Origin of the sequence: Streptomyces flaveus (assembly GCF_014647675.1) — a bacterium.
Taxonomy (GTDB): Bacteria; Actinomycetota; Actinomycetes; order Streptomycetales; family Streptomycetaceae; genus Streptomyces; species Streptomyces flaveus.
Map to the genome: position 1 here is coordinate 1 of NZ_BMPQ01000034.1, position 22,768 is coordinate 22,768.

The following is a 22,768-nucleotide window of genomic DNA, read 5'->3' on the forward strand; positions in this document are numbered from 1 at the left end:
ACAGACAGCTCCTCCCCCAGCCGGTGGATCACATGGTCCGAGCCGGCCGGGTCGAGCAGCTGCAGAGAGAGCCCGGCCCACTGCGGGAACTGCGTATCGACCAGACGCCTGGCCAACGTGGCGTCGATTGCGGGGCGGGCGTCCGGATTCCTCTCGGTTGCCAAGAGCAGCTCCTGGAGTCGGCCCACTCCGTGCGGCGGGCAGTCGGGGCCATCACAGTGCGTCGCGCACTCGCCTGTCGACCGGATTTCTCCACCGCCGTCACCTGCTACGGGACTCCGCGCACCAGCTTCTCGAAGCTGGCGCAGCATGTCCCCTGAACCCACTGGTCCTTCCCTGAAACCGGCGGCCTCGCGCAATCGGCTGTCGCGCATTCCTCGGTGTGAGGTCTCGTGGCCACTGTCCGTGGTCCAGCTGGGCGCCGAGTTGGCGGACATGGAGGCGCGGCTGCAGTCCAGCTACTTGATGCCGATGTCATACAGCAGGCGGAGGCCCGACAACTGCTGGGTTGAGACGGGCGAAGCCTTCCTGGCGCTGGTAGGGAAAGTACGGGTAGGGCGCCGTCTTGCCGCTCACCGCATCGAGTTTCGCCATCTGGCCGGGCGTGAGCGTCCAGCCGACGGCGCCGAGGTTCTGGCGAAGCTGCTGCTCGTTGCGGGCGCCGATGATGACGGAGGAGACGGTCGGACGCTGCAGCAGCCAGTTGATGGCGATTTGCGGAATGGTTCTGCCGGTCTCCTGCGCGATCTCGTCGAGGGCGTCGACCACGCGGTAGAGGTGTTCGTCCTCGACCGGCGGGCCGTAGTCCGCGGTGTGGTGCAGTCGGCTATTGGCCGGTAGCGGCTGGTCGCGGCGGACTTTCCCGGTGAGCCGTCCCCAGCCGAGAGGGCTCCAGACGACGGCTCCGAGGCCCTGATCCAGCCCGAGGGGCATCAGCTCCCATTCGTAGTCGCGGCCGACGAGGGAGTAGTAGACCTGATGTGCGACATAGCGCGGGTGGCCGTACCTCTCCGCGACCGCAAGGGACTTCATCGCCTGCCACCCGGAGAAGTTGGAGATGCCGAGGTAGCGGACCTTTCCTGCTCGTACGAGAGTGTCGAGTGTGGACAGGACTTCCTCGAGCGGTGTGCCGGCGTCAAAGGCGTGCAGCTGGAACAGGTCGATGTAGTCGGTGCCCAGCCGGCGCAGGGCGTCCTCGCATGCGGTGATCAGACGCGAACGGGAGGAGCCCGCCTCTCCTGGGCCGTCGCCCATCGGCAGGCTGGTCTTGGTGGACACGATCACCTGGTCCCTGCGGCCTTTGATCGCTTCGCCCAGCACCTCCTCGGAGGCGCCGCTGGAGTAGACGTCGGCGGTGTCGAACATCGTGATCCCGGCGTCGACGCAGATGTCCACGAGGCGGCGTGCTTCTTGCGCATCGGTGTTGCCCCAGGCACCGAACAGCGGTCCTCGGCCGCCGAAGGTGCCCGCGCCGAGGCTCAGTGCGGGGACCTTGAGGCCGGATGCCCCCAGTCGCCTGTATTCCATGGCTGTTCCTCTCTGGTTGCCCGACCCGGCTAATGGTTCTGGAGTTCCGTTAGTGTGTCCCTCAACTTAGCAGGCGTAAGCCGTTAACGAAACTGGAGTCCCGTTATGAGGTTTGAGGGTGCGGATTCGGGAACTGTCCGTCCCGGAGGGCGCACGGCGCGGGTGCGGGCTGCGGTCCTGCAGGCGACTGGTGACGCCTTGGCGGAGCACGGCTTTGCCCCCCTGGACCTCGCCGACATCGCGCGCCGTGCCGAGGTGGGCAAGACCACCGTCTACCGCCGCTGGGGAACCGTGACCCGCCTGGTGGCCGACTTGCTGCTGGACATGGCCGAGCAGTCACTGCCACGTACCGAGACCGGCTCGCTGTTCGGTGATCTCAAGGCCAACGCCCGGCTCGTGCAGCGCACCTTGGCCGACCCGCGGCAGGGAGCCCTGTTCAAGGCAGTGATCGCGGCCGCCACCTGCGATGCGAAGACGGCCGAGGCTCTGCACCGCTTCTACGACATCCGCGTCAAGGAGTGGGCACCCTGCGTCCAGCAGGCCATCGACCGGGGCGAGGTGCCTGAGGACACCGATGTCCACGAGGTGATCCGTGCTGTCTCCGCCCCCCTCTACTACCGCCTGCTGACCAGCGGCGAGAGCATCGACGAAGCCGCCGCAGACCGGGCCGCCGAGGCGGCCGCAACTGCTGCGCGCGCGGGAGCATACCTGCGGGGTGTATGAGGTCTTGTGTGACCGGCTTCCCGCATCCGTCGCTGGGATGCGGTCGGATGTCCGGTGGCACCCAATGCCCGGATCCGCCGACCGGTGTGCTCGATCACCGCCAACACATACAGCCGCGCCCCGGACAGGGTGACTGTCTCGAAGAAGTCGCAGGCCAGTAGGGCATATTCCCAGCTGGGGTTCTCCCGCGCCGTGCGCAGCACCAGGGCACCGGACTGAGTGCACCGCCGGCGGCCGTCCCGGGCGCTTGGGACGGGAGGCGGCGGCGTCCGACGCGCGGTGAAGTCGCGGTGCCGGCGCAGCACGGTGCTCGGCCGAACCAGCAGCGGCACCCCCAGAGGCCCCACGCATGCCGGCGCCGCCAGAACCTGAGCACCCGCCAGACCGGCCTGGGCAACGGCGGCGGGGCTCCAAGCCGCCGCCAACCCGGCCCCTCCTGGCCTTCCAGCCATACCGACCGAACCAGCAGAGATCCAGCAACCGTCACACCAATCAAAGCTGTCCCTGAGCCTGTCGCCGCCTGGACCTGCTCATCGCCCGACTGCTGCCGGACGGCACCCCGTGGCAGCAGGCGGAGCGGCCAGGGAACGCATCCTGGCGATGCTGGACGACTGCGAGTACCGCCGCCTGCGAGCCGAAGAAGAGGGCAACGACATCCGCGCCCTCCCCGACCCGGTCGAACTGCGCCGCCGTCTCGGCCTTCCGGAGCAGCGCAGACGGTGACCGTGGAGCCGCCCCCGCTGTTCGGATTGCGCAGTCACGCTTCGAGGCCCCAGCCGAGGGCCGCGGTCGCGGTGAGGACATCGGCTTCGCCCCCCGTGATACTCCCCGTCACCTCAACAGCCCGAACGTCACCCCCGCCACCACCCCGCCCAGTACCGCTCCCGCCACGACCTGGGCCGGGGTGTGGTCGCGCAGTGCGATGCGGGACCAGCCGACCAGGGCGACCAGAGGGTAGACGGCCAGCAGCCAAGGGCCGTAGTCGAGGGCGAGGATGGCGATGCTGCCGGAGGAGACGGCGGCGTGGACGGAGATCTTCCAGGTGAAGGTGATGGCAATGAGGACGACCAGTGTGCTGACCATCGCCGCGATGAGCGCGATCATGGCCGAGGGAGCGTCCAGGGCGCTCATCAGCAGGGTACCGGTGGAGACCGAGCAGATGATGAAGACCATGACCACGAGCCGCTGCTGCCGCTTGCCGAGGTGACGGTCGGCCCAAGTGCCGCGCCGGATACCGAGCTTGATGAAGAGCACCGGGATGACGGCCGCGAACAGCGCGCCGAACAGCCCCCAGCCGACCCCGGCCAGTCCGTCGGTGTGCCAGCCGACGAGCAGGGTGACGGCGATGATCCAGTTCTTCGGCTCGAAGTGGTCGGTGACGAGCCGGGCGGCGCGGGACTCCGGCGGTGCGGCGGAACCGGGTTCGGTGCTGGTCGCTGGTGTGCTGGTCACTGGGGGGCTTTCTGCTGGGAGGCGAGATCGCTGTCGGACGCGCTGTGTCCGGACGCGCTGTGGGCACGGACGAAGTCCCGTACGGTGTCGCCAGCCCGGGCCACCTCGATCCGCTCCAGCCACTGGGCCTCGGCTTCGAGATCGAGGTTGGCGTCGTCGCCCGCGGAGCCGAAGGCGCGGCGCTGGACGGCGTCGTCGGGGGCCCGGTCGGCGAGCTTGGCGTGGCGGGCGGTCTCGATCCAGCAGGCCTCCGCGAGGTCCCGCCGGGCAGCGGGCACGGCGTCGTCGGCGGCGTCCCGCTGGGCAGCCGAGACGTACGGCTGGAGAGCGAGGATCGCATCGCGGATCTCGACGACCTGGCGGTGCAGCCGCATCCGCAGCTCCCGGCGGCGCAGCTCTTCGCCCAGCACGACCTCGGGGACGGCCTCGGTCAGGTCCTGCCACAGGGGGCGCAGCGCGCGCAGGTACCGCCAGTGCCGAGCCGCCCGCCAGGCCACTCCGACGGCCGGGACGGAGCTGCCGACGAGGATCAGGCCGATGGCGGCCTGCTTCATCGCGTCCGTGACCGCGCTCGCGTCCGCGTCGCTGCCGGGTCCGGTCACCTCGGTGAGGCGCAGTACGAGGTAGACGGCGCGAGCCAGCGCGTACGCCACCCCTGCCGCCGTGCCCGCGCCGAGCAGCCGCAGGCCGGTGCGCAGCCAGCCCGCGCCCGCGTGCCGGCTGGAGCCCCAGAAGAGCCAGGTGGCCATGGCCATCGCGGTGCCCAGATAGGCGAACCAGACGAGCAGGTAGGCGGTGGCCGGGACGGACCCGGCGGCGCGGTCGAAGAAGTCCTCGGCCTCGGTCCGGCGCGGTACGAGGGCGAACAGGATGGTCAGCACGGCCATGGTCGCCCCGGCGGCGGCCATCCGGCGCCGTACTCCGGTGCGGCTGTAGGGCCGGGATATGACGTAGACGAACTCCAGGACGGCGCCCGCCGCCGTGATGCCCAGGTACTGCTTGAACAGGGTCGACAGGTTGTTGATGCCGGTGCCGCCGTCGATGGCGTGCATGACGGCCGGGGTGCGCAGGGTCATGGCGAGCGTCAGCGCGGCGAAGGCGACCCACAGGGTGCGCTGTTTCGACGACCGTACGGCCGAGGGGGCACGCCAGACGGCGACCGTCCACAGCAGGACCAGAACCACGGTGGTCATATGCGCGCCCTCACGATCTGTGGTCCCGGGGAGTGTCCGAGGAGGTGCGGATGGGGTGGCCGAGGGCGTCGCCGAGCCGTTCCAACACGGGGTTCGTGGTGGCTTCGCGATCGAGGATGCGGTGGCTGAGAATCGTCGCGAGAAGTTCGGCGTCCTTCTCCTCGTTGTCGCTGTAGCTGGTGCGCCCGAGGATGTGCAGCACCTGGTCCAGGTCGATCCCGAGATCGTCGTCCTCGTCCTCGTCGGCGCCCCCGTCGTCCTGGCCGTCCTTGGCGCCCGGCAGCAACCGGGTGGCGTACGCGGGCCGTTCGGAGTCCGGCCCGCCATGGCCGAGGAGCAGGTGGGCGAGCTCGTGCAGCACGATCTGGAGCTTGTGCAGGGCGCTGGTCGCCGGCTCGTAGAAGATGAGGTCAGCGCTCTCGGTGGCCACCAAGACCCCGCAGGGCATGCTGCTGTCCGGGGCGCCCTCCAGGGCGACCAGGCGCAACGGACGGCCGCGCTGGGCGGCGATGCCCTCGCACAGGGCGTCGAGGTCGAAGGGGCGCGGGATGGCGACCACGTCGGCGGCGGCCTCGCAGCGGGCGCGGCGGCGCGTGATGTACATGCGGTCCTCGCTGGCCGAGCAGATCTTGGCTGGCCGGACGTCCCGGGTGTCCATGACATTCCGCCGAAGCGTTGTCCGCTAAACGGAGCGAACAGATGTCCGCGCGAGCCTAAGTGATGGTGTGCGCACGCTCAAGTCACGCCGAGGCGACCGCCCCGCGCACCGGTGTATTCCGGCCGCGGGCGGCTCGCACCTCAGCACGGAGTGTGCCGGGCGCTCAGGACCTCGCGTCCCTCGTGCGCCAGGAGTCCAGGTCCCGGGTCCCAGGCCCTCAGGACTTCGCGTCCCGCGCGCGGCCGGGCGGCGGCTCTGGCAGCCCCTCCAGCCTGCGTGCCTGATCGATGACTCCGCGGATCGCCTGGATGCTGCCGGCCGACAGGCCGTTCATGCGCAGCGCGACATCCCGTACGTCACTGTCCTCCAGGATCTTCACCAGCTCCCGCTGAGCCCGGGTCAGCTCTACCCGTTCCTTGATCCGGGCGAGCTTGGCGTCGACCCGATCGGCCACCGTGTCGTCGAAGAAGTAGGTCACGGGGACGCCGAAGTAGCCCGCGATCACGGTGAGGGTGCTGACCTTCGGATCGACGATCTCGCCCTTGCGGATCTTCTGGATCGTGGCATGCGACACCGTCGGCCCGTCCGGCCCGGCCTTCGTGCGGATCCCCTCGGCGATCTCCATGTAGCTGAGCGGGCCCCGGTCGGCGGGATGGACCGTGCCAATCAGGTGGTCGAGCTTCTGGGCGATGGTGCGCCCGCTCGCCGGACTCCGGCTCTCCACCCGATCACCCCTTGCCGCTGACACCGTCGACATCACTGGTCGCTCATCGCGGCCACACCTTCACTGCGCGCCTTCACTGTGCACCGAAGTTTACGGAGGAGGATAGCGGCGCGAGTGCGTAAAGTCTGATTGACGAGCTGAAGGCGTGTCGGCATACTGAGGGAGCGCCCGTAAAACAAAGTAGATGGGCGCCGCGTGCGGTCCAAAACGGGGGAACGCATGCGGCGCCCATCTACAACGGGGACGGGCCACGGGGGGACGGGGCGGGTCGGGAGCGCGGGGGAGCTCCCGACCCTGTGTGGTGTGCCCCTCATGGGCGATCGCTTGAGGATGCGAAGCCCCCTGGAGGAAGCCCGAGGCGGCACCTGGGTACCGAAGGACACGAACCGGCGCGAACTCCTCCACCTCGCCTTCTCGGTGCGCGAGCAGACCCGCAACCGGCTCGCCGGTCTACTGCTCGTACTGTTCGTGCCCGTCTGGTATCTGGTGATGGACACACTTGCCGCAGGTGAGGTGCTGGACTTCAAGCTGCGCGCGACCGGTTGCTCGTCTTCGCCGGACACCGACAGTCCACCCTCATCGGCGCCAAGACCCTCGCTATCGCCATGGTCGCCCCGCGACCGCCCTCTACACCGCGCTCACCCGGCTCCTCCAGGCCCTCCAGCCACGCCGACAGAACCAGCAAAAATCCAGCAACCGGAAACCCCACCCAGATTCAACCACCGGACGGAAACGCCCTGACCTGCACAAACACTGCGGCGCATCTCGCGAACCCAGGCCTTGAACGTTCCGCCGCAACGCGCGGATCCGGGCAGCGAATCGCCCTCTGACCTGCACAAACGCAGGTCAGAGGGCAAGTTCGACGCGAAACTAAACGTTGAAGCGGAACTCCACCACGTCCCCGTCCCGCATCACATAATCCTTGCCCTCCATACGCGCCTTCCCCTTGGCGCGCGCTTCGACGACCGAACCCGTCTCCACCAGGTCCTCGAAGGAGATGATCTCGGCCTTGATGAAGCCCTTCTGGAAGTCGGTGTGGATGACTCCGGCGGCCTCGGGCGCCGTGGCGCCCTTCTTGATGGTCCAGGCGCGGGATTCCTTGGGGCCGGCCGTGAGGTAGGTCTGGAGGCCGAGGGTGTTGAAGCCGACTCGGGCGAGTGTGGCGAGGCCGGGTTCTTCGGCGCCGACGGACTGGAGGAGCTCCAGGGCGTCCTCGTCGTCGAGTTCGGCGAGGTCCGCCTCCAGCTTGGCGTTCAGGAAGATCGCCTCGCCGGGGGCGACCAGGGCGCGCTGCTCGGCCTTGAAGGCCTCGTCGGTCAGTTCGTCCTCGTCGACATTGAAGACGTACAGGAACGGCTTGACGGTGAGCAGGTGCAGGTCGTGGAGGAGGGCCTCCTGCTCCGAGTCCTGCTTGATGCCCGCGGCGAACAGGGTCTGTCCGGCGTTCAGGATCTCCTTGGCCGCCTCGACCGCGGCCACCTTCGGCCCGACGTCCTTCTTGATCCGTGACTCCTTCTGGAGGCGCGGCAGGACCTTCTCGATGGTCTGCAGGTCCGCGAGGATCAGCTCGGTGTTGATCGTCTCGATGTCGTCCTTCGGCGAGATCCTGCCGTCGACGTGTACGACGTCCTCGTCCTTGAAGGCACGGATGACCTGGCAGATCGCGTCGGACTCGCGGATGTTGGCCAGGAACTTGTTGCCCAGCCCCTCGCCCTCGCTCGCGCCGCGCACGATGCCCGCGATGTCGACGAAGTCGACGGTGGCGGGGAGGATCTTCTGCGAACCGAAGATCTCGGCCAGCTTCGTCAGCCGGGCGTCGGGGACGCCGACCACGCCGACGTTCGGCTCGATCGTGGCGAACGGGTAGTTGGCCGCCAGCACGTCGTTCTTGGTCAGGGCGTTGAACAGGGTCGACTTGCCGACATTCGGCAGACCGACGATTCCGATCGTGAGCGACACGTTGCGACTTCCCGTACATGAGGTTGGTGGAGACCCGGGCGGACCGATCCACCAGTCTACGGCGTGCGGCGCCCCGGACCGGCGACGTATCGAACGCTTGGCCAAGGTCGATCAAAGCGCGTGTCCGGGAAGCCATTCCACACATAAACCGACCTAAGTTGGACCGGTGGAGCAACACAGGACGCGCCCCTCTCAGCCCAGGTCCCAGCCCCGGCCTCCGTCGCGACCGCGCAGCGACCCGCCCGTTCCCCCGCAGGCCGCGCGCGGCGGAGCCCGTACGCCCCAGCAGGGCCGGCCCGGTCTGCCCCGGAGCCCGCTGCCCGTGTCCTCGCTGGTGCTCGCGGTACACAGGATGCCGAACCCGCGGCTCACCGGGCTCGGCAGCGGTCTGTTCTGCATCGCGTCGATGTTCACGCTCGCCTGTCTCGACCGGCTGCTCTTCGGGGCGTCCCTCGCCGTCTACGGGATGCTGTTCCTGTCGGTCTGCGCGCTGACCGCGATCTGGGTGCGCCGGGCCGACCTCGTCACCGCGCCGATCGCCGTACCCATCGCGTTCGCCTTCGGACTGCTGCCCATCGCCGGCAGCGACGGAGGGTTCGGGGACGGGCTGATGGGGCTGTTCACCGCCCTCGCGATGCACGCGGGCTGGCTGTACGGCGGCACGCTGATCGCCGGCCTCATCGTGACCGTCCGCAAGCTCCGCCTCATGAACCGGCGGGCGGCACAGCTCCGGGCGGCGGCCCAGCCGCCAAGGCCTCCGGCGCAGCAGAAGCCCGCGGCTCGGGCCAGGGCACAGGCTCAGCCGCGACGTCGCCCGGTCTGAGAACGGCCCGACGCGACCCGTCTCCTGCAGCCCGGCCCGCCCCCACATTCGTACGAGACACTCCACAGCCGTACGAGCCGTCGTACGGGACGGAGGGGCAGCCGCCGCTACCCCGCCTTCGCCGCCCGCATGGCCGCCCCCACGATCCCCGCGTTGTTCTGCAGCTGCGCCGGGACGATCTCCGCCTTGATGCCCTCGATCAGCGGCAGGAACTTGTGGGACTTGCGGCTGACCCCGCCCCCGACGATGAAGAGCTCGGGTGAGAAGAGCATCTCCACATGCGCGAGATACTTCTGGACGCGCCGGGCCCAGTGCTCCCAGCTCAGCTCGTGGTCGTCCTTGGCCTTGGTGGAGGCGTGCTTCTCGGCGTCGTGGCCGTGCAGTTCGAGGTGGCCCAGCTCCGTGTTCGGCACGAGGACGCCGTCGACGAAGAGGGCGCTGCCTATGCCCGTACCGAAGGTGAGGACGATGACCGTGCCCTGACGGTCGCGCCCCGCGCCGAAACGCATCTCGGCCACGCCCGCCGCGTCCGCGTCGTTCAGGATCGTCACCGGGAGGCCGCCGAGGCGCTCGCTGAGCAGCACACGCGCGTCGACGTCTATCCATTTCTTGTCCACATTTGCGGCCGTACGGATGGTGGAGCCGCCGGTGACCACACCCGGGAACGTCACCCCGACCGGGCCCGTCCAGCCGAAGTGGCCGACGACCTCCTTCACACCGTCGGCCACCGCGTCGGGGGTCGAGGGGTGCGGGGTGAGCACCTTGTGGCGCTCGTGCGCCAGGCCTCCCCGGTCCAGGTCCACGGGAGCGCCCTTGATCCCTGATCCACCGATGTCCACGCCGAAGATCTGCATGGGCCCACGTTACGACGTACGACTGAGAGTCACTTCTCGGCCTTGCCTTCCGGCTACTTTTCGGCCGTGCGCTCCGCGACCAGTGCCGCCGCCTCCGCGCGCAGATCGCGGCGCAGTTCCTTGGGGAGCGAGAAGGTGATGGACTCCTCGGCGGCCTTGACGATCTCGACGTCCTCGAAACCGCGGGTGGAGAGGAACTCCAGGACCTGCTCCACCAGCACCTCCGGCACGGACGCGCCCGAGGTCACACCGACCGTCGTGACGCCCTCCAGCCAGGCCTCGTCGATCTCGTCCGCGAAGTCCACGAGGTACGCCTCACTCGCGCCCGCGAGCTTGGCGACCTCCACGAGCCGCTTGGAGTTGGAGGAGTTGCGCGAGCCGACCACGATGACCAGGTCGGAATCGGCGCCCATCTGCTTCACGGCGAGCTGACGGTTCTGCGTGGCGTAGCAGATGTCGTCGCTGGGCGGGGCGATGAGCTGCGGGAACTTCTCCTTGAGGGCGTCGACCGTCTCCATCGTCTCGTCCACGGAGAGGGTGGTCTGGGAGAGCCAGACGACCTTGGAGGGGTCGCGGACCTCGACGTTGGCGACATCCTCGGGGCCGTCGACGAGCGTGATGTGGTCGGGCGCCTCACCGGACGTACCGATGACCTCCTCGTGGCCCTCGTGACCGATCAGGAGGATGTCGAAGTCGTCCTGGGCGAACCGGACGGCTTCCTTGTGGACCTTGGTGACCAGCGGGCAGGTCGCGTCGATGGTGGCGAGCTTGCCCTGGGCGGCCTCGTCGTGGACGACGGGCGCGACGCCGTGCGCCGAGAACATGACGATCGCCCCCTCGGGGACCTCCGCCGTCTGCTCGACGAAAATCGCACCCTTCTTTTCCAGGGTCTGCACGACGTACTTGTTGTGGACGATCTCGTGGCGGACATAGATCGGGGCCCCGTACTGCTCGAGGGCCTTCTCGACGGCGATCACGGCGCGGTCCACACCCGCGCAGTAGCCTCGGGGGGCGGCAAGCAGGACACGGCGGCCAGTCGAAGCAGTCATGCCAACCATCGTAAGGCCGCGTCCCGCAGGCCGAAGATCCCCTGTGGACAGCCCGGCGGGGGCGCACGGTCGCCGTCCCGACCCGGCCCCCGGGCATGGAGGCGCGCCCCCATGAACCCGCGGCCGCCCACGGCGGGAAGGGGACGGGGCGGGGGCGTCCGCCCGCAACGGCCGGCGCGCCAACCCGAGCAACTTCTACCAGCCGACAGCTCGCGCGCCGGTCCGAGGACGGGCACCCCCGTCGCGGCCCCGACCCCCGACGAACCCACAGGCGCCCCGCCCCAACCGCCGGAGGCACCCGCATTGTCGGACCCGGCCGATACTCTCGGGCGCATGGCTGCGAACACGTCCGCGGACGCCCCGCTGCCCGTCGGTGAGGTGTCGCGGCTCATCGGGGGGTGGATCGACCGGCTCGGTGCCGTGTGGGTCGAGGGGCAGATCACCCAGTTGTCGCGGCGGCCGGGCGCGGGCGTCGTCTTCATGACGTTGCGCGATCCGTCGTACGACATCTCCGTGAGCGTCACCTGCTACCGGCAGGTGTTCGACGCGGTGGCCGACGTGGTGAGCGAGGGCGCGCGCGTGGTGGTCCACGCGAAGCCGGAGTGGTACGCGCCCAGGGGCCAGCTCTCCCTCCGGGCCGCCGAGATAAAGCCGGTGGGCGTGGGCGAACTGCTCGCCCGCCTGGAGCAGTTGAAGAAGGCCCTCGCCAGTGAGGGCCTGTTCGCTGCCGAGCGCAAGAAGGCGCTGCCCTTTCTCCCCCAGCTCATCGGCCTCGTCTGCGGGCGGGCCTCAGCCGCCGAGCGGGACGTACTCGAGAACGCCCGGCGCCGCTGGCCCGCCGTCCGCTTCGAGGTGCGCAACGTCGCCGTGCAGGGCGTGCACGCGGTGCCGCAGGTCATCCAGGCCGTCAAGGAGCTGGACGCGCTCGACGACGTGGACGTGATCATCGTGGCGCGCGGCGGCGGCAGCGTGGAGGACCTGCTGCCGTTCTCGGACGAGCAGCTCGTACGGGCCGTCGTGTCCTGCCGTACGCCCGTGGTCTCGGCGATCGGGCACGAGCCGGACAACCCGCTGCTCGACTACGCGGCCGATCTGCGCGCGTCCACGCCCACGGACGCGGCCAAGAAGGTCGTGCCGGACGTGGGCGAGGAGTACGAGCGGGTCCAGTTCCTGCGGGACCGGGCGCGGCGCAGCGTCCTGTCCCTCATCGAGCGGGAGGAGCGCGGCCTCGCGCACGCGCTGGCCCGGCCCTCGATAGAGGTTCCGCACCGCATGATCGAGGAGCGCGAGGCCCAGATCGACGCGCTGCTCGACCGCGCCCGGCGCTGCCTCGGACACCTCCTCGACCGTGCCGATTCGGAGCTGTCGCACACGCACGCGCGCGTGGTGGGCCTCTCCCCCGCCGCGACCCTCCGGCGCGGCTATGCGGTCCTGCAGAAGTCCGACGGCCACGTGGTCCGGGCACCGGACGAGGTGACGGCCGAGGAGCCGCTGCGGGCGCGGGTCGCCGAGGGTGAGTTCACGGTTCGAGTGGATGCATAGGGTGGGCGCATGACCAGCAAAGTGGACGAGACGCTCGGGTACGAGCAGGCGCGGGACGAGCTGATCGAGGTCGTACGCCGCCTGGAGGCGGGCGGCACGACCCTCGAGGAGTCCCTGGCCCTCTGGGAGCGCGGCGAGGAACTCGCCAAGGTGTGCCGGCGCTGGCTGGACGGGGCGCGCAAGCGGTTGGACGCGGCGCTGGCCGAAGAGGAGGCGGAGTCCTCGGCCGACGATGCGGCGGACGACTCCGAGTAAGCCCTCAGGACGTCTTCAACGCCTCAGGACACCTTCGGCCCTCTCAGGACATCTTCAGGGCCTCGGCCATCTTCGTCAGCTTTCCGAACGACGCCGTGCCCGTCACCACCGTCGTGGAGCCTTCCTCCCGCAGGACGAGGGCGTCGTACTTCGGGCCCTCGTACCGAGTCCAGGTCTGCTCGCCGATGCGCTCGGTGACGTCCGTCTCCTCGGCGCCCTGGCCGGCCTCGTCAATGAACGTCGAGGGCTTCTGAGTGGACTGCTCGACCGCCACGTAGTCACCGTCGGGATCATGGAAGCCGAGGTGCCAGGCGTCGAAGTTGTCGCCCTCGAACCGCACCGATGTCGCCTTCCACTCCTTGGACAGGCCCTCGGGGGCCGCCACCGGATAGGTGGCCGCGCGGCGTGCTGTGAGGAGCTCCACGCGGTAATCCACCTGCTTGAGCGGGGGCTCGGAGTCGTCATGGGGAATGAAGACGTAGATGACTCCCGCGACGATTCCGATCAGGCCCAGGGAGAGCACCATGTCCCGGACCGTCTGTTTGCCTTTCATACCTGCCACGCCCTTCATCGTCGCAGGTGTACTGGTCTGCTCATCCGTGGGGGCCCCTGCTCATTTTGTCGGACTGAGGATAGAGTCAGCCACACCCTCATCCGGCCGTCGTCGTATCAGAAAGGTGCGCTCCGATGACCGAGAACCATCATCACCTGCCGTCCGAGCTCGAGGTCCCGTCCGAGGCCCCCGACCGCAACCTCGCCCTGGAACTCGTCCGGGTCACCGAAGCCGCCGCGATGGCCGCGGGCCGTTGGGTCGGCCGCGGCGACAAGAACGGCGCCGACGGAGCCGCCGTACGCGCCATGCGCACCCTCGTCTCCACCGTCTCGATGAACGGCGTCGTCGTCATCGGGGAGGGTGAGAAGGACGAGGCCCCGATGCTGTTCAACGGGGAGCGCGTCGGCGACGGGACTGGCCCCGAGTGCGATATCGCCGTCGACCCGATCGACGGCACCACGCTGACCGCGAAGGGCATGACGAACGCGATCGCCGTGCTGGCCGCCGCCGACCGCGGCACCATGTTCGACCCGTCCGCCGTCTTCTACATGGACAAGCTGGTCACCGGCCCCGAGGCCGCCGACTTCGTCGACATCAACGCCCCGGTGTCCGTGAACATCCGCCGGGTCGCCAAGGCCAAGCGGTCCACGCCCGAGGACGTCACCGTCGTCATCCTCGACCGGCCGCGGCACGAGGGCATCATCAAGGAGATCCGGGAGACCGGCGCGCGCATCAAGCTGATCTCCGACGGCGATGTCGCGGGCTCGATCCTCGCCCTGCGCGAAGGCACCGGCATCGATCTGCTGCTGGGCATCGGCGGCACGCCGGAGGGCATCATCTCGGCCTGCGCGGTCAAGTGCCTGGGCGGCACCATCCAGGGCAAGCTCTGGCCCAAGGACGACGAGGAGAAGCAGCGGGCCGTCGACGCGGGCCACGATCTCGACCGCGTCCTGTTCACCGACGACCTGGTCTCCGGCGAGAACGTCTTCTTCGTCGCGACCGGCATCACCGACGGCGAGCTGCTGCGCGGCGTGCGCTACCGCGCCGAGACGGCGACGACCGAGTCGATCGTCATGCGCTCCAAGTCCGGCACGGTCCGCCAGATCACCTCCGAGCACCGGCTGAGCAAGCTGCGTGCCTACAGCACCATCGACTTCGACAAGGCGAAGTAGAAGCAAAGTAGAAGCCAGAAGCAGCAGTCGTACGTACGTGAACGGCGTACGTACGTGAACGGGGCGCCCCTTGTGCGGAGGGGCGCCCCGTTCACATCTCGACTAGCCAGCCGCCGCTATCTGTCCCGCCGTGGAGCGAGCCGCCTTCTTCAGTTCGAGGTCGCGGCGGCGGCGTCGGGCCAGGACCACGCGGCGCTCGGCGGCGGTGAGGCCGCCCCAGACTCCGTACGGCTCGGGTTGCACCAGCGCGTGTTCGCGGCACTGGACCATCACCGGGCAGCGTGCGCAGACCCGCTTTGCCGCATCCTCGCGGGACAGCCGGGCCGCTGTGGGCTCTTTTGAGGGTGCGAAGAACAGCCCGGCCTCGTCGCGGCGGCACACGGCCTCCGTATGCCACGGGGCGTCCTGGTCCCTCTCACGCACCGGAACCCCCTGGGGCGGAACGGCAGCGACCTGCAGGGACTGATGCGGCGGATGCAGCACGGTCTACTCCTGACGACGGCTTCGCGAGCGAGCGACGATGCGACAAGGCCTACCCGCTGTGCGCGCGCCTATGCACTGAGTTCCGAAGCACGGGAGTTCTTCGCAGGTCCGAGCGGGTGCGAGCGGATCAGATCGCTCCGCTTGCCGTCGAGGCGCCGCCAAAACGCCGTTGAATCGCCGCCGAATTCGCGACCGTCAATGGCCCAGGTGTTTGCGCAACTTGTCGTTCACCCGGTCACCGAGCCGGTCGAGAAGATCCTCAACCACCTTGCCGCGCTTGGGTTTTGCCTCAATGCTTCCCAATATGGCCAGTCCGTCCACATAGACCACGGGTGCGTCCTGCTCGCCCGAATCCAGCGTGCGCACCTCGATACTGCCGAGCACACCGCCACCGTTGCCCCGCAGCGAGACGTTCTCCGGGACGCGGATCTCCACGCTGCCGAAGACCGAGATGGCCTTGATGACGACCTGCCGGTGCTCGAAGATCGCCTCGCTGAGGTCTATCTCGACGCTGCCGAAGATGGCGTACACGTGCGTGCGGCGGCCTATTCGCCAACGGCCCTTGCGGGTCGCGGAGCTCAGGACCGCCACCACGTTCTCGTCGGCGACCGGGGGCACCGCTCCCGGGGTGGGATGGTTCGGCGCCGGCTGGTACGCCCGCGTCGCGCTCCCGCGGTGCTCACCCGGGAGATCCCGGACGAGCGGTTCGAGTTCGCCGACGGTCTTGGCGCGGAAGACCTCCTCGACCCGCTCGGAGTGCTCCTCCGCGGTGAGACGCCCCTCGGCGAGGGCTTCGCGCAGGATGTCGGCGGTCCGGTCACGGTCGGCGTCGGAGGCGCGCAGCTCGGTCGGCGCCGAGGGCTGCCGCTCGGGCGTCTTCTCGTTGGCTGCGGGGCTCTTTTGAAGGTCCACGACAGCAGCGTACCCAAACGCGATAGATCGCGACTACCCCCTGAAGCGTCCTGTGGAAAACCGTCCGGAAAACCACCGAAGGTCAGTCCGGCACTCCAACTGAGCCTTACCTCACCAGCCCCGCCCTTCGACCGCGTCCTACGCTGGTGGGCGCTGCCGACGGAGGCCAGCCGCTGCCTTTGACTAGTGAGGAATGGGCGACATGCCTGAGTTCGTCTACACCGATCTGCTCCCCCAGGGGGAGGACACCACCCCGTACCGGCTGGTGACCTCGGAAGGTGTCTCCACCTTCGAGGCCGACGGGCGCACATTCCTCAAGGTCGAGCCTCAGGCACTGCGCAAGCTCGCCGAGGAGGCCATCCACGACATCCAGCACTACCTGCGCCCGGCCCACCTGGCCCAGTTGCGCCGGATCATCGACGACCCCGAGGCGTCGAGCAACGACAAGTTCGTGGCGCTGGACCTGCTGAAGAACGCGAACATCGCCGCCGCGGGCGTGCTGCCGATGTGCCAGGACACCGGCACGGCGATCGTCATGGGCAAGCGCGGACAGAACGTGCTCACGGACGGCGGCGACGAGGCGGCCCTGTCCCGCGGCATCTACGACGCGTACCTGAACCTGAACCTGCGCTACTCGCAGATGGCCCCTCTCACGATGTGGGACGAGAAGAACACCGGCTCCAACCTCCCGGCCCAGATCGAGCTGTACGCGACGGACGGCGGCGCCTACAAGTTCCTGTTCATGGCGAAGGGCGGCGGCTCGGCCAACAAGTCGTTCCTGTACCAGGAGACGAAGGCCGTCCTGAACGAGGCCTCCATGATGAAGTTCCTGGAGGAGAAGATCCGTTCGCTGGGTACGGCCGCCTGCCCGCCGTACCACCTCGCCATCGTCGTCGGCGGTACGAGCGCCGAGTACGCCCTGAAGACCGCGAAGTACGCCTCCGCGCACTACCTGGACGAGATCCCGGCGGAGGGCTCGCCGCTCGGCCACGGCTTCCGGGACAAGGAGCTGGAGCAGAAGGTCTTCGAGCTGACGCAGCGGATCGGGATCGGGGCGCAGTTCGGCGGCAAGTACTTCTGCCATGACGTACGCGTGGTCCGACTCCCCCGGCACGGTGCGTCCTGTCCGGTGGCGATCGCCGTCTCCTGTTCGGCCGACCGTCAGGCGACCGCGAAGATCACGGCGGAGGGCGTCTTCCTGGAGCAGCTGGAGACGGACCCGGCGCGGTTCCTGCCGGAGACGACGGACGAGCACCTGGAGTCCGACGGGGACGTCGTGAAGATCGACCTCAACCAGCCGATGGACGACATCCTCGCCGAGCTCACCAAGTACCCGGTGAAGACCCGGCTCTCGCTCACCGGCCCGCTCGTCGTGGCCCGGGACATCGCGCACGCCAAGATCAAGGAGCGGCTTGACGCGGGCGAGGAGATGCCGCAGTACCTGAAGGACCACCCGGTGTACTACGCGGGCCCTGCGAAGACGCCCGAGGGTTACGCGTCCGGATCCTTCGGCCCGACCACCGCCGGCCGCATGGACTCCTACGTCGAGCAGTTCCAGGCGGCGGGCGGCTCCAAGGTGATGCTGGCGAAGGGGAACCGTTCGCAGCAGGTCACCAACGCGTGTGACGCCCACGGGGGCTTCTACCTCGGCTCCATCGGCGGCCCGGCCGCCCGCCTCGCCCAGGACTGCATCAAGAAGGTCGAGGTCGTCGAGTACGAGGAGCTCGGCATGGAGGCCGTCTGGAAGATCGAGGTCGAGGACTTCCCGGCGTTCATCGTCGTAGACGACAAGGGCAACGACTTCTTCCAGGATCCGGCGCCGGCTCCTACGTTCACGTCGATTCCGGTGCGGGGTCCGGGGCTGGGCTAGGTTTTTTCGCCCCCGCCGCCCCTACCCGTCCCATCCCGGGGCCAGCCCCGAACCCCGCCAGGGGCGCTGCCCCTGGACCCGCTCGGGGCTCCGCCCCGGACCCCGTTTCGGGGGCCAGCCCCCGGACCCCCGCTCCTCAAACGCCGGAGGGGCTGATTTTCCGCGGACCTGGGCTGATTTCCGCTTTTGCGCCGACCTGGGCTGATTTCCGCAGCTGAGCTTCCGCTGCCCAAGCGGAACCTTGCCCAGGGAACACTTTGCAGCCGCCCCCAGGCACAATCAGCCCGTCCGGCGCTTGAGGACGAGGCCGTTCAGGCCGATGGGGGTCTGGGGCGCAGCCCCAGCGGGGTCCAGGGGCAGAGCCCCAGGGACGGGAATGGGCAGGGGCGGCGGGGGCGCTATACCCCCCATGACCGACTACCGCATCGAGCACGACTCCATGGGCGAAGTCCGCGTCCCCGCGGACGCCAAGTGGCGAGCCCAGACTCAGCGCGCCGTCGAGAACTTCCCCATCTCCGGCCAGCACATCGAGCGCGCGCACATCGAAGCCCTCGCCCGGATCAAGGCAGCCGCCGCCAAGGTGAACGCCGATCTCGGCGTGCTCGAGAAGGACATCGCGGAGGCCATCCAGGACGCGGCCGGCGAGGTCGCCGAGGGGCGCTGGGACGCGCAGTTCCCTGTGGACGTCTTCCAGACGGGTTCCGGCACCTCGTCCAACATGAACACGAACGAGGTCCTCGCCACCCTCGCGACGGAACGGCTCGGCAGGGACGTACACCCCAATGACCATGTGAACGCGTCGCAGTCGTCGAACGACGTCTTCCCCTCCTCCATCCACATCGCGGCCACCGCCGCCGTCACCCGCGACCTCGTCCCCGCCCTGGAGCACCTGGCGGCGTCCCTGGAGCGGAAGGCCGAGGAGTTCGCCGACGTCGTGAAGTCGGGGCGTACGCACCTCATGGACGCCACCCCGGTCACCCTCGGCCAGGAGTTCGGCGGGTACGCGGCCCAGGTCCGGTACGGGATCGAGCGGCTCAGCGCCTCGCTCCCCCGGCTCGCCGAACTGCCCCTGGGCGGGACGGCCGTCGGCACCGGCATCAACACCCCGCCCGGATTCTCCGCCGCCGTGATCGCCGAGGTGGCGCGGACGACGGGGCTGCCGCTCACCGAGGCACGCAACCACTTCGAGGCGCAGGGGGCGCGGGACGGGATCGTCGAGACGAGCGGGCAGCTGCGGACGATCGCGGTCGGGCTGACCAAGATCGCGAACGATCTGCGGTGGATGGCCTCCGGGCCGCGTACCGGGCTCGCCGAGATCGCTCTCCCCGACCTCCAGCCGGGCTCGTCGATCATGCCGGGCAAGGTGAATCCGGTCATTCCCGAGGCGGTGCTGATGGTCGCCGCGCAAGTGACCGGAAACGACGCCACCGTCGCCGCGGCGGGCGCGGCCGGGAACTTCGAGCTGAACGTGATGCTTCCGGTCATCGCGAAGAACGTCCTGGAGTCCGTACGCCTCCTCGCGAACGTCTCCCGGCTGCTCGCCGACCGGACCGTCGACGGGATCACCGCGAACCGCGAGCGTGCTCGTGAGTACGCCGAGTCGTCGCCGTCCGTGGTGACGCCGCTCAACAAGTACATCGGCTACGAGGAGGCCGCGAAGGTGGCCAAAAAGTCCCTCTCCGAGCGGAAGACGATCCGCCAGGTCGTCCTGGAGTCCGGGTACGTCGACCGCGGCGATCTCACCCTTCAGCAGCTGGACGAGGCGCTGGATGTCCTGGGGATGACACGCCCGTAACGTCCTGACGCGCGGCACGCGAACCGTGACGCGCGCCGCAGCGTCGTATGCCCTGGGCACCTAAAATCCGGCCATGGCAGAGGGTGGAGCGGTGGCAGACGTGCAGACGGGCGGAACGGCGGCGTTCTGGACCCCCGGGAGCCAGATCCTGTGGCGGTACCGGGAGAACGGCGGCACGCGCGTCCACATCTGCCGTCCCGTGACCGTCGTACGGGACGACGCCGAGCTGCTCGCCGTATGGATGGCGCCCGGCACCCAGTGCGTGAAACCGGTGATCGCCGACGGTACGCCCGTCCATGTGGAGCCGCTGGAGTCCCGCTACACCAGGCCGCGGACCGTACAGCTCGACCGCTGGTTCGGCACGGGTGTGCTGAAGCTGGCGCGGCCCGGCGAGCCGTGGTCGGTGTGGCTGTTCTGGGAGCCCGGCTGGCGGTTCAAGAACTGGTACGTGAATTTGGAGGAACCGCTGGTCAGATGGGCGGGTGGGGTCGACTCCGAGGACCACTTCCTGGACATCAGCGTGTATCCGGACCGGACCTGGGGCTGGCGCGACGAGGACGAGTTCGCGCAGGCTCAGCGGGACGGTCTGATGGATCGGCGACTGGCCGAAGACGTACGGGAGGCGGGACGGTCCGCGGTGGAGGTGATCCGCGCCTGGGGCCCGCCGTTCTCGGACGGCTGGCAGCACTGGCGCCCGGATCCGGCCTGGTCCGTACCGTCCTTGCCGGAAGACTGGGACCGTACGCCCACCCACGTGTCCACATGAGACCCTTGTTGCGCCCCCGTGGTACAACCGTAGGATCGTCCTCCGCAACAGCTGCACAGCAGCAACAACTCCTGCGGCATGCGCTGGGCTTGACCAAACGTCACCGAGGGGCGGCAGGACGTGAGCGAGGGGTACGAGGGGTACGGTCGTACGGCTGGGAAGCGGCCGGACGGGCTGTCCCTGTCGGCGTCGCCGGCCGGGCCCGGCTCTGAGAGGCTGTCTGAGCACGCGGGAATTCCGTTCCTGGGACACGTAATCCGGGTATCGGCATTCCTGCGGGACGAACCGCACGCATGGCGCGCAGCCCCGGACGGATGGATTCGACACGCGTGACGGAGCACTCCAACTCCCACGAGGGCCACCAGCCAGGAGCTGCCGGGCCCACCGCCCCCGCGGACCCCCGCGGGGCGCTGCTGCATACCCCGGAGCCGCCGCTCCAGGGCTCTCCGGCTCTACCGGCGCAGGGCCCCCTGGGCTCCCCCGCACCCTCCGAAGCCCGCTGTGCCGCCACCGGTACGCCCGCGGGCAGCCACGGCACACCCGCTCCCTCCGACGGTCACGGCCCGGCCGGGACGCCCGCGCCCGCCGGTCCCGAGCACTCCCAGCCGTCGGCCACCGAACCGGATCCGCACCGGCCGCGCCCGGTGCCGGAGTCCATTCCGGCGCAGCCGAATACGCAGGCGCCCGCCGGTCCGGACCGCCGTAAGGGGCAGGGCCCGGCGCCCGGTACGCCCATGCCCATGCGGCGTGACGGCGACCGGCTGCGTTTCGTGGGGGCCGCGACGAGGCGGATCGCCCGCGGTATAGACCTCGACGAGATCGTGATGGGCCTGTGCCGGGCCACCGTGCCGACCTACTCGGACGCGATCCTCGTCTATCTGCGCGATCCGCTGCCGGTCGGCGACGAGCGGCCCACCGGGCCCGTCGTACTGCGGCTGCGGCGTACGGACCGGATCCCGGAGGACCGGGAGACCGAGGGCTTCCTGCTGCCCGCGCTCCAGTCCGAGCCCGACCTCGGGGCGACCTCCGAGCTGTGCGAGGTGCGGCCCGGTGGCGCCCTCGCCGAGGTGCTGCGCGGCGTACGGCCCGTCTTCGCGGACGCGCCCGCCGCCCGCGCCGCGCTGCCCGAGCTGATCGGCGAGGAGCTGACGGTGCCGGGCGGCCAGCGCGCGATCCTCGCCCCGCTGCGCGGCCGCAGGCGTGTGATCGGCGCGGCACTCTTCCTGCGCCGCCCCGACCGGCCGGCCTTCGAGGCCGACGATCTCCTGGTCGCGGCCCAGCTGGCCACGCACAGCGCACTCGGCATCGACAAGGCGGTGCTGTACGGCCGCGAGGCGTACATCGCCGACGAGTTGCAGCGCACGATGCTGCCCGAGACGCTGCCGCGTCCGACGGGTGTGCGGCTCGCCTCGCGCTACCTCCCGGCAGCCGAGACGGCCCGGGTCGGCGGCGACTGGTACGACGCGATTCCGCTGCCCGGCAGCCGGGTCGCCCTCGTCGTCGGTGACGTGATGGGCCACTCCATGACCTCGGCGGCCATCATGGGCCAGCTGCGCACGACCGCGCAGACCCTCGCCGGTCTCGACCTGCCGCCGCAGGAGGTACTGCACCACCTCGACGAGCAGGCCCAGCGGCTGGGCACGGACCGCATGGCGACCTGCCTGTACGCCGTGTACGACCCGGTCGCGCACCGGATCACCATCGCCAACGCCGGCCATCCTCCGCCGGTCCTGCTGCACCTGGGCGGCCGGGCCGAGGTGCTGCGGGTGCCGCCGGGCGCCCCCATCGGCGTAGGAGGTGTGGATTTCGAGGCGGTCGAGCTGGACGCGCCCGCCGGGGCCACGCTGCTGCTCTACACCGACGGTCTTGTGGAGTCCCGGCTGCGTGATGTGTGGACCGGGATAGAGCAGCTGCGGGAAAAGCTCGCCGCCACCGCCCAGTTGACCGGTGCGGACCATTCGCCGCCGCTCGAGGCGCTGTGCGACGAGGTGCTCGACATGCTCGGCCCGGGCGACCGGGACGACGACATCGCGCTGCTCGCCGCCCGCTTCGACGGCATCGCGCCCAGCGATGTCGCGGTCTGGCACCTGGATCCCGAGGAGACGGCACCGGGCAAGGCCAGGCGCCTCGCACGGCGCGCGCTGTCCCGCTGGGGCATGGAGGACATGAGCGACTCCGTGGAGCTGCTCGTCAGCGAGGTCGTCACCAACGCCGTGCGCTACGCCTCACGGCCCGTCTCGCTGCGCCTGCTGCGCACGGACGTACTGCGCTGCGAGGTCGGCGACGACGTACCGCAGCTGCCGCGGCTGCGCCAGGCGCGCGCCACGGACGAGGGCGGGCGCGGGCTGTACCTGGTGAACAAGCTGGCCAGGCGGTGGGGCGCGACCCGGCTCAGTACAGGCAAGGTCGTCTGGTTCGAGCTGAACCGGGGATAAAACCGAGGACAAGCAGAAGCCCG

General features: G+C 69.5%; 21 protein-coding genes and 2 pseudogenes. 10 read left to right on the plus strand and 13 right to left on the minus strand.

The window, feature by feature from the left end:
• Both IEZ21_RS48110 and IEZ21_RS39200 read right to left on the minus strand, forming a co-directional pair.
• A pseudogene (locus IEZ21_RS48110) lies at positions 1-164 on the minus strand (phosphotransferase); the annotation flags it as partial.
• A gap of 310 nt (positions 165-474) precedes the next feature.
• Positions 475-1,527, minus strand: coding sequence for an aldo/keto reductase (locus IEZ21_RS39200; RefSeq protein ID WP_189326595.1), 1,053 nt, complete (start codon positions 1,525-1,527; stop codon positions 475-477).
• Positions 1,528-1,632: 105 nt separating this feature from the next.
• On the opposite strand from IEZ21_RS39200, the gene IEZ21_RS39205 reads away from it, so the two are divergent.
• Positions 1,633-2,250 (plus strand): TetR/AcrR family transcriptional regulator, encoded by a 618-nt coding sequence (locus IEZ21_RS39205; protein ID WP_189326596.1) that lies wholly within the window; start codon positions 1,633-1,635, stop codon positions 2,248-2,250.
• Between the two features lie 35 nt (positions 2,251-2,285).
• Here the strand turns inward: IEZ21_RS39205 and IEZ21_RS48115 are convergent.
• Positions 2,286-2,633: pseudogene (locus tag IEZ21_RS48115) on the minus strand (hypothetical protein); the annotation flags it as partial.
• A 178-nt stretch (positions 2,634-2,811) separates the two neighbouring features.
• On the opposite strand from IEZ21_RS48115, the gene IEZ21_RS39210 reads away from it, so the two are divergent.
• Positions 2,812-2,973, plus strand: a complete 162-nt coding sequence (locus IEZ21_RS39210) for a hypothetical protein (RefSeq protein WP_189326597.1) — start codon at positions 2,812-2,814, stop codon at positions 2,971-2,973.
• Positions 2,974-3,081: 108 nt separating this feature from the next.
• Here IEZ21_RS39210 and IEZ21_RS39215 read toward each other — a convergent pair whose 3' ends face one another.
• The 5 genes from IEZ21_RS39215 to ychF all read right to left on the minus strand — a co-directional run bounded on the left by IEZ21_RS39215 (position 3,082) and on the right by ychF (position 8,236).
• The gene (locus IEZ21_RS39215; RefSeq protein WP_189326598.1) at positions 3,082-3,702 is read right to left on the minus strand and encodes a phosphatase PAP2 family protein; all 621 of its coding nucleotides are present in this window, start codon (positions 3,700-3,702) and stop codon (positions 3,082-3,084) included.
• The gene (locus IEZ21_RS39220) at positions 3,699-4,895 is read right to left on the minus strand and encodes an MAB_1171c family putative transporter (protein ID WP_189326599.1); all 1,197 of its coding nucleotides are present in this window, start codon (positions 4,893-4,895) and stop codon (positions 3,699-3,701) included. Before IEZ21_RS39220 ends, IEZ21_RS39215 begins: the two co-directional genes overlap by 4 nt.
• A 10-nt stretch (positions 4,896-4,905) precedes the next feature.
• Positions 4,906-5,553: a hypothetical protein gene (locus IEZ21_RS39225; protein WP_189326600.1), complete on the minus strand. Its 648-nt coding sequence runs from the start codon at positions 5,551-5,553 to the stop codon at positions 4,906-4,908.
• Positions 5,554-5,770: 217 nt separating this feature from the next.
• Complete coding sequence (locus IEZ21_RS39230) at positions 5,771-6,277, minus strand: helix-turn-helix domain-containing protein (protein WP_246568621.1); 507 nt, start codon at positions 6,275-6,277, stop codon at positions 5,771-5,773.
• An 870-nt stretch (positions 6,278-7,147) separates the two neighbouring features.
• On the minus strand, positions 7,148-8,236 hold the full coding sequence (gene ychF / locus IEZ21_RS39235) for a redox-regulated ATPase YchF (protein WP_189326602.1): 1,089 nt from the start codon (positions 8,234-8,236) through the stop codon (positions 7,148-7,150).
• Between the two features lie 322 nt (positions 8,237-8,558).
• Between ychF and IEZ21_RS39240 the strand changes: the two genes are divergently transcribed.
• Complete coding sequence (locus IEZ21_RS39240) at positions 8,559-9,059, plus strand: DUF6542 domain-containing protein (RefSeq protein WP_213089412.1); 501 nt, start codon at positions 8,559-8,561, stop codon at positions 9,057-9,059.
• A gap of 107 nt (positions 9,060-9,166) precedes the next feature.
• On the opposite strand, the gene ppgK is transcribed toward IEZ21_RS39240, so the two are convergent.
• Complete coding sequence (gene ppgK / locus IEZ21_RS39245) at positions 9,167-9,913, minus strand: polyphosphate--glucose phosphotransferase (protein WP_189326604.1); 747 nt, start codon at positions 9,911-9,913, stop codon at positions 9,167-9,169.
• A 53-nt stretch (positions 9,914-9,966) separates the two neighbouring features.
• The gene (locus IEZ21_RS39250) at positions 9,967-10,971 is read right to left on the minus strand and encodes a 4-hydroxy-3-methylbut-2-enyl diphosphate reductase (protein ID WP_189326605.1); all 1,005 of its coding nucleotides are present in this window, start codon (positions 10,969-10,971) and stop codon (positions 9,967-9,969) included.
• A 324-nt stretch (positions 10,972-11,295) separates the two neighbouring features.
• On the opposite strand from IEZ21_RS39250, the gene xseA reads away from it, so the two are divergent.
• Together xseA and IEZ21_RS39260 are read left to right on the plus strand one after the other, a co-directional pair.
• Positions 11,296-12,504, plus strand: coding sequence for an exodeoxyribonuclease VII large subunit (gene xseA, locus IEZ21_RS39255; protein ID WP_189326606.1), 1,209 nt, complete (start codon positions 11,296-11,298; stop codon positions 12,502-12,504).
• Positions 12,505-12,513: 9 nt separating this feature from the next.
• Positions 12,514-12,759, plus strand: a complete 246-nt coding sequence (locus tag IEZ21_RS39260) for an exodeoxyribonuclease VII small subunit (protein ID WP_189326607.1) — start codon at positions 12,514-12,516, stop codon at positions 12,757-12,759.
• 43 nt (positions 12,760-12,802) lie between these two features.
• Here the strand turns inward: IEZ21_RS39260 and IEZ21_RS39265 are convergent, their stop codons facing one another.
• Positions 12,803-13,321 (minus strand): DUF4245 domain-containing protein, encoded by a 519-nt coding sequence (locus IEZ21_RS39265; RefSeq protein WP_189326608.1) that lies wholly within the window; start codon positions 13,319-13,321, stop codon positions 12,803-12,805.
• A 125-nt stretch (positions 13,322-13,446) separates the two neighbouring features.
• Here IEZ21_RS39265 and glpX point away from each other — a divergent pair, with 125 nt between their 5' ends.
• Positions 13,447-14,484 (plus strand): class II fructose-bisphosphatase, encoded by a 1,038-nt coding sequence (glpX, locus tag IEZ21_RS39270; protein ID WP_189326609.1) that lies wholly within the window; start codon positions 13,447-13,449, stop codon positions 14,482-14,484.
• Positions 14,485-14,586: 102 nt separating this feature from the next.
• Here glpX and IEZ21_RS39275 read toward each other — a convergent pair whose 3' ends face one another.
• Positions 14,587-14,967 carry a WhiB family transcriptional regulator gene (locus IEZ21_RS39275; protein ID WP_033323564.1) on the minus strand — a complete coding sequence of 127 codons (381 nt, stop codon included), beginning with the start codon at positions 14,965-14,967 and terminating at the stop codon, positions 14,587-14,589.
• 195 nt (positions 14,968-15,162) lie between these two features.
• Entirely contained in the window at positions 15,163-15,879 is a 717-nt protein-coding gene (locus IEZ21_RS39280) for a DUF1707 SHOCT-like domain-containing protein (RefSeq protein WP_189326610.1), read from the minus strand.
• A 202-nt stretch (positions 15,880-16,081) separates the two neighbouring features.
• On the opposite strand from IEZ21_RS39280, the gene IEZ21_RS39285 reads away from it, so the two are divergent.
• The 4 genes from IEZ21_RS39285 to IEZ21_RS39300 all read left to right on the plus strand — a co-directional run bounded on the left by IEZ21_RS39285 (position 16,082) and on the right by IEZ21_RS39300 (position 22,745).
• The gene (locus IEZ21_RS39285; RefSeq protein WP_033323756.1) at positions 16,082-17,749 is read left to right on the plus strand and encodes a fumarate hydratase; all 1,668 of its coding nucleotides are present in this window, start codon (positions 16,082-16,084) and stop codon (positions 17,747-17,749) included.
• Positions 17,750-18,158: 409 nt separating this feature from the next.
• Complete coding sequence (locus IEZ21_RS39290) at positions 18,159-19,544, plus strand: class II fumarate hydratase (RefSeq protein WP_189326611.1); 1,386 nt, start codon at positions 18,159-18,161, stop codon at positions 19,542-19,544.
• A 73-nt stretch (positions 19,545-19,617) separates the two neighbouring features.
• On the plus strand, positions 19,618-20,310 hold the full coding sequence (gene fomD / locus IEZ21_RS39295) for a cytidylyl-2-hydroxypropylphosphonate hydrolase (RefSeq protein WP_189326612.1): 693 nt from the start codon (positions 19,618-19,620) through the stop codon (positions 20,308-20,310).
• A 314-nt stretch (positions 20,311-20,624) separates the two neighbouring features.
• Positions 20,625-22,745 (plus strand): ATP-binding SpoIIE family protein phosphatase, encoded by a 2,121-nt coding sequence (locus IEZ21_RS39300; protein ID WP_246568625.1) that lies wholly within the window; start codon positions 20,625-20,627, stop codon positions 22,743-22,745.
• The last annotated feature ends 23 nt before the right edge of the window (positions 22,746-22,768 follow it).

Excerpts from the sequence above, each read along its gene's own strand:
- glpX (WP_189326609.1), top strand. The coding sequence starts at position 13,447 with ATGACCGAGAACCATCATCACCTGCCGTCCGAGCTCGAGGTCCCGTCC.
- ppgK (WP_189326604.1), bottom strand. The coding sequence starts at position 9,913 with ATGCAGATCTTCGGCGTGGACATCGGTGGATCAGGGATCAAGGGCGCT.
- IEZ21_RS39205 (WP_189326596.1), top strand. The coding sequence starts at position 1,633 with ATGAGGTTTGAGGGTGCGGATTCGGGAACTGTCCGTCCCGGAGGGCGC.
- IEZ21_RS39250 (WP_189326605.1), bottom strand. The coding sequence starts at position 10,971 with ATGGTTGGCATGACTGCTTCGACTGGCCGCCGTGTCCTGCTTGCCGCC.
- fomD (WP_189326612.1), top strand. The coding sequence starts at position 19,618 with ATGGCAGAGGGTGGAGCGGTGGCAGACGTGCAGACGGGCGGAACGGCG.
- IEZ21_RS39300 (WP_246568625.1), top strand. The coding sequence starts at position 20,625 with ATGGATTCGACACGCGTGACGGAGCACTCCAACTCCCACGAGGGCCAC.
- IEZ21_RS39285 (WP_033323756.1), top strand. The coding sequence starts at position 16,082 with ATGCCTGAGTTCGTCTACACCGATCTGCTCCCCCAGGGGGAGGACACC.
- xseA (WP_189326606.1), top strand. The coding sequence starts at position 11,296 with ATGGCTGCGAACACGTCCGCGGACGCCCCGCTGCCCGTCGGTGAGGTG.
- IEZ21_RS39260 (WP_189326607.1), top strand. The coding sequence starts at position 12,514 with ATGACCAGCAAAGTGGACGAGACGCTCGGGTACGAGCAGGCGCGGGAC.
- IEZ21_RS39290 (WP_189326611.1), top strand. The coding sequence starts at position 18,159 with ATGACCGACTACCGCATCGAGCACGACTCCATGGGCGAAGTCCGCGTC.
- IEZ21_RS39200 (WP_189326595.1), bottom strand. The coding sequence starts at position 1,527 with ATGGAATACAGGCGACTGGGGGCATCCGGCCTCAAGGTCCCCGCACTG.
- IEZ21_RS39220 (WP_189326599.1), bottom strand. The coding sequence starts at position 4,895 with ATGACCACCGTGGTTCTGGTCCTGCTGTGGACGGTCGCCGTCTGGCGT.
- IEZ21_RS39225 (WP_189326600.1), bottom strand. The coding sequence starts at position 5,553 with ATGGACACCCGGGACGTCCGGCCAGCCAAGATCTGCTCGGCCAGCGAG.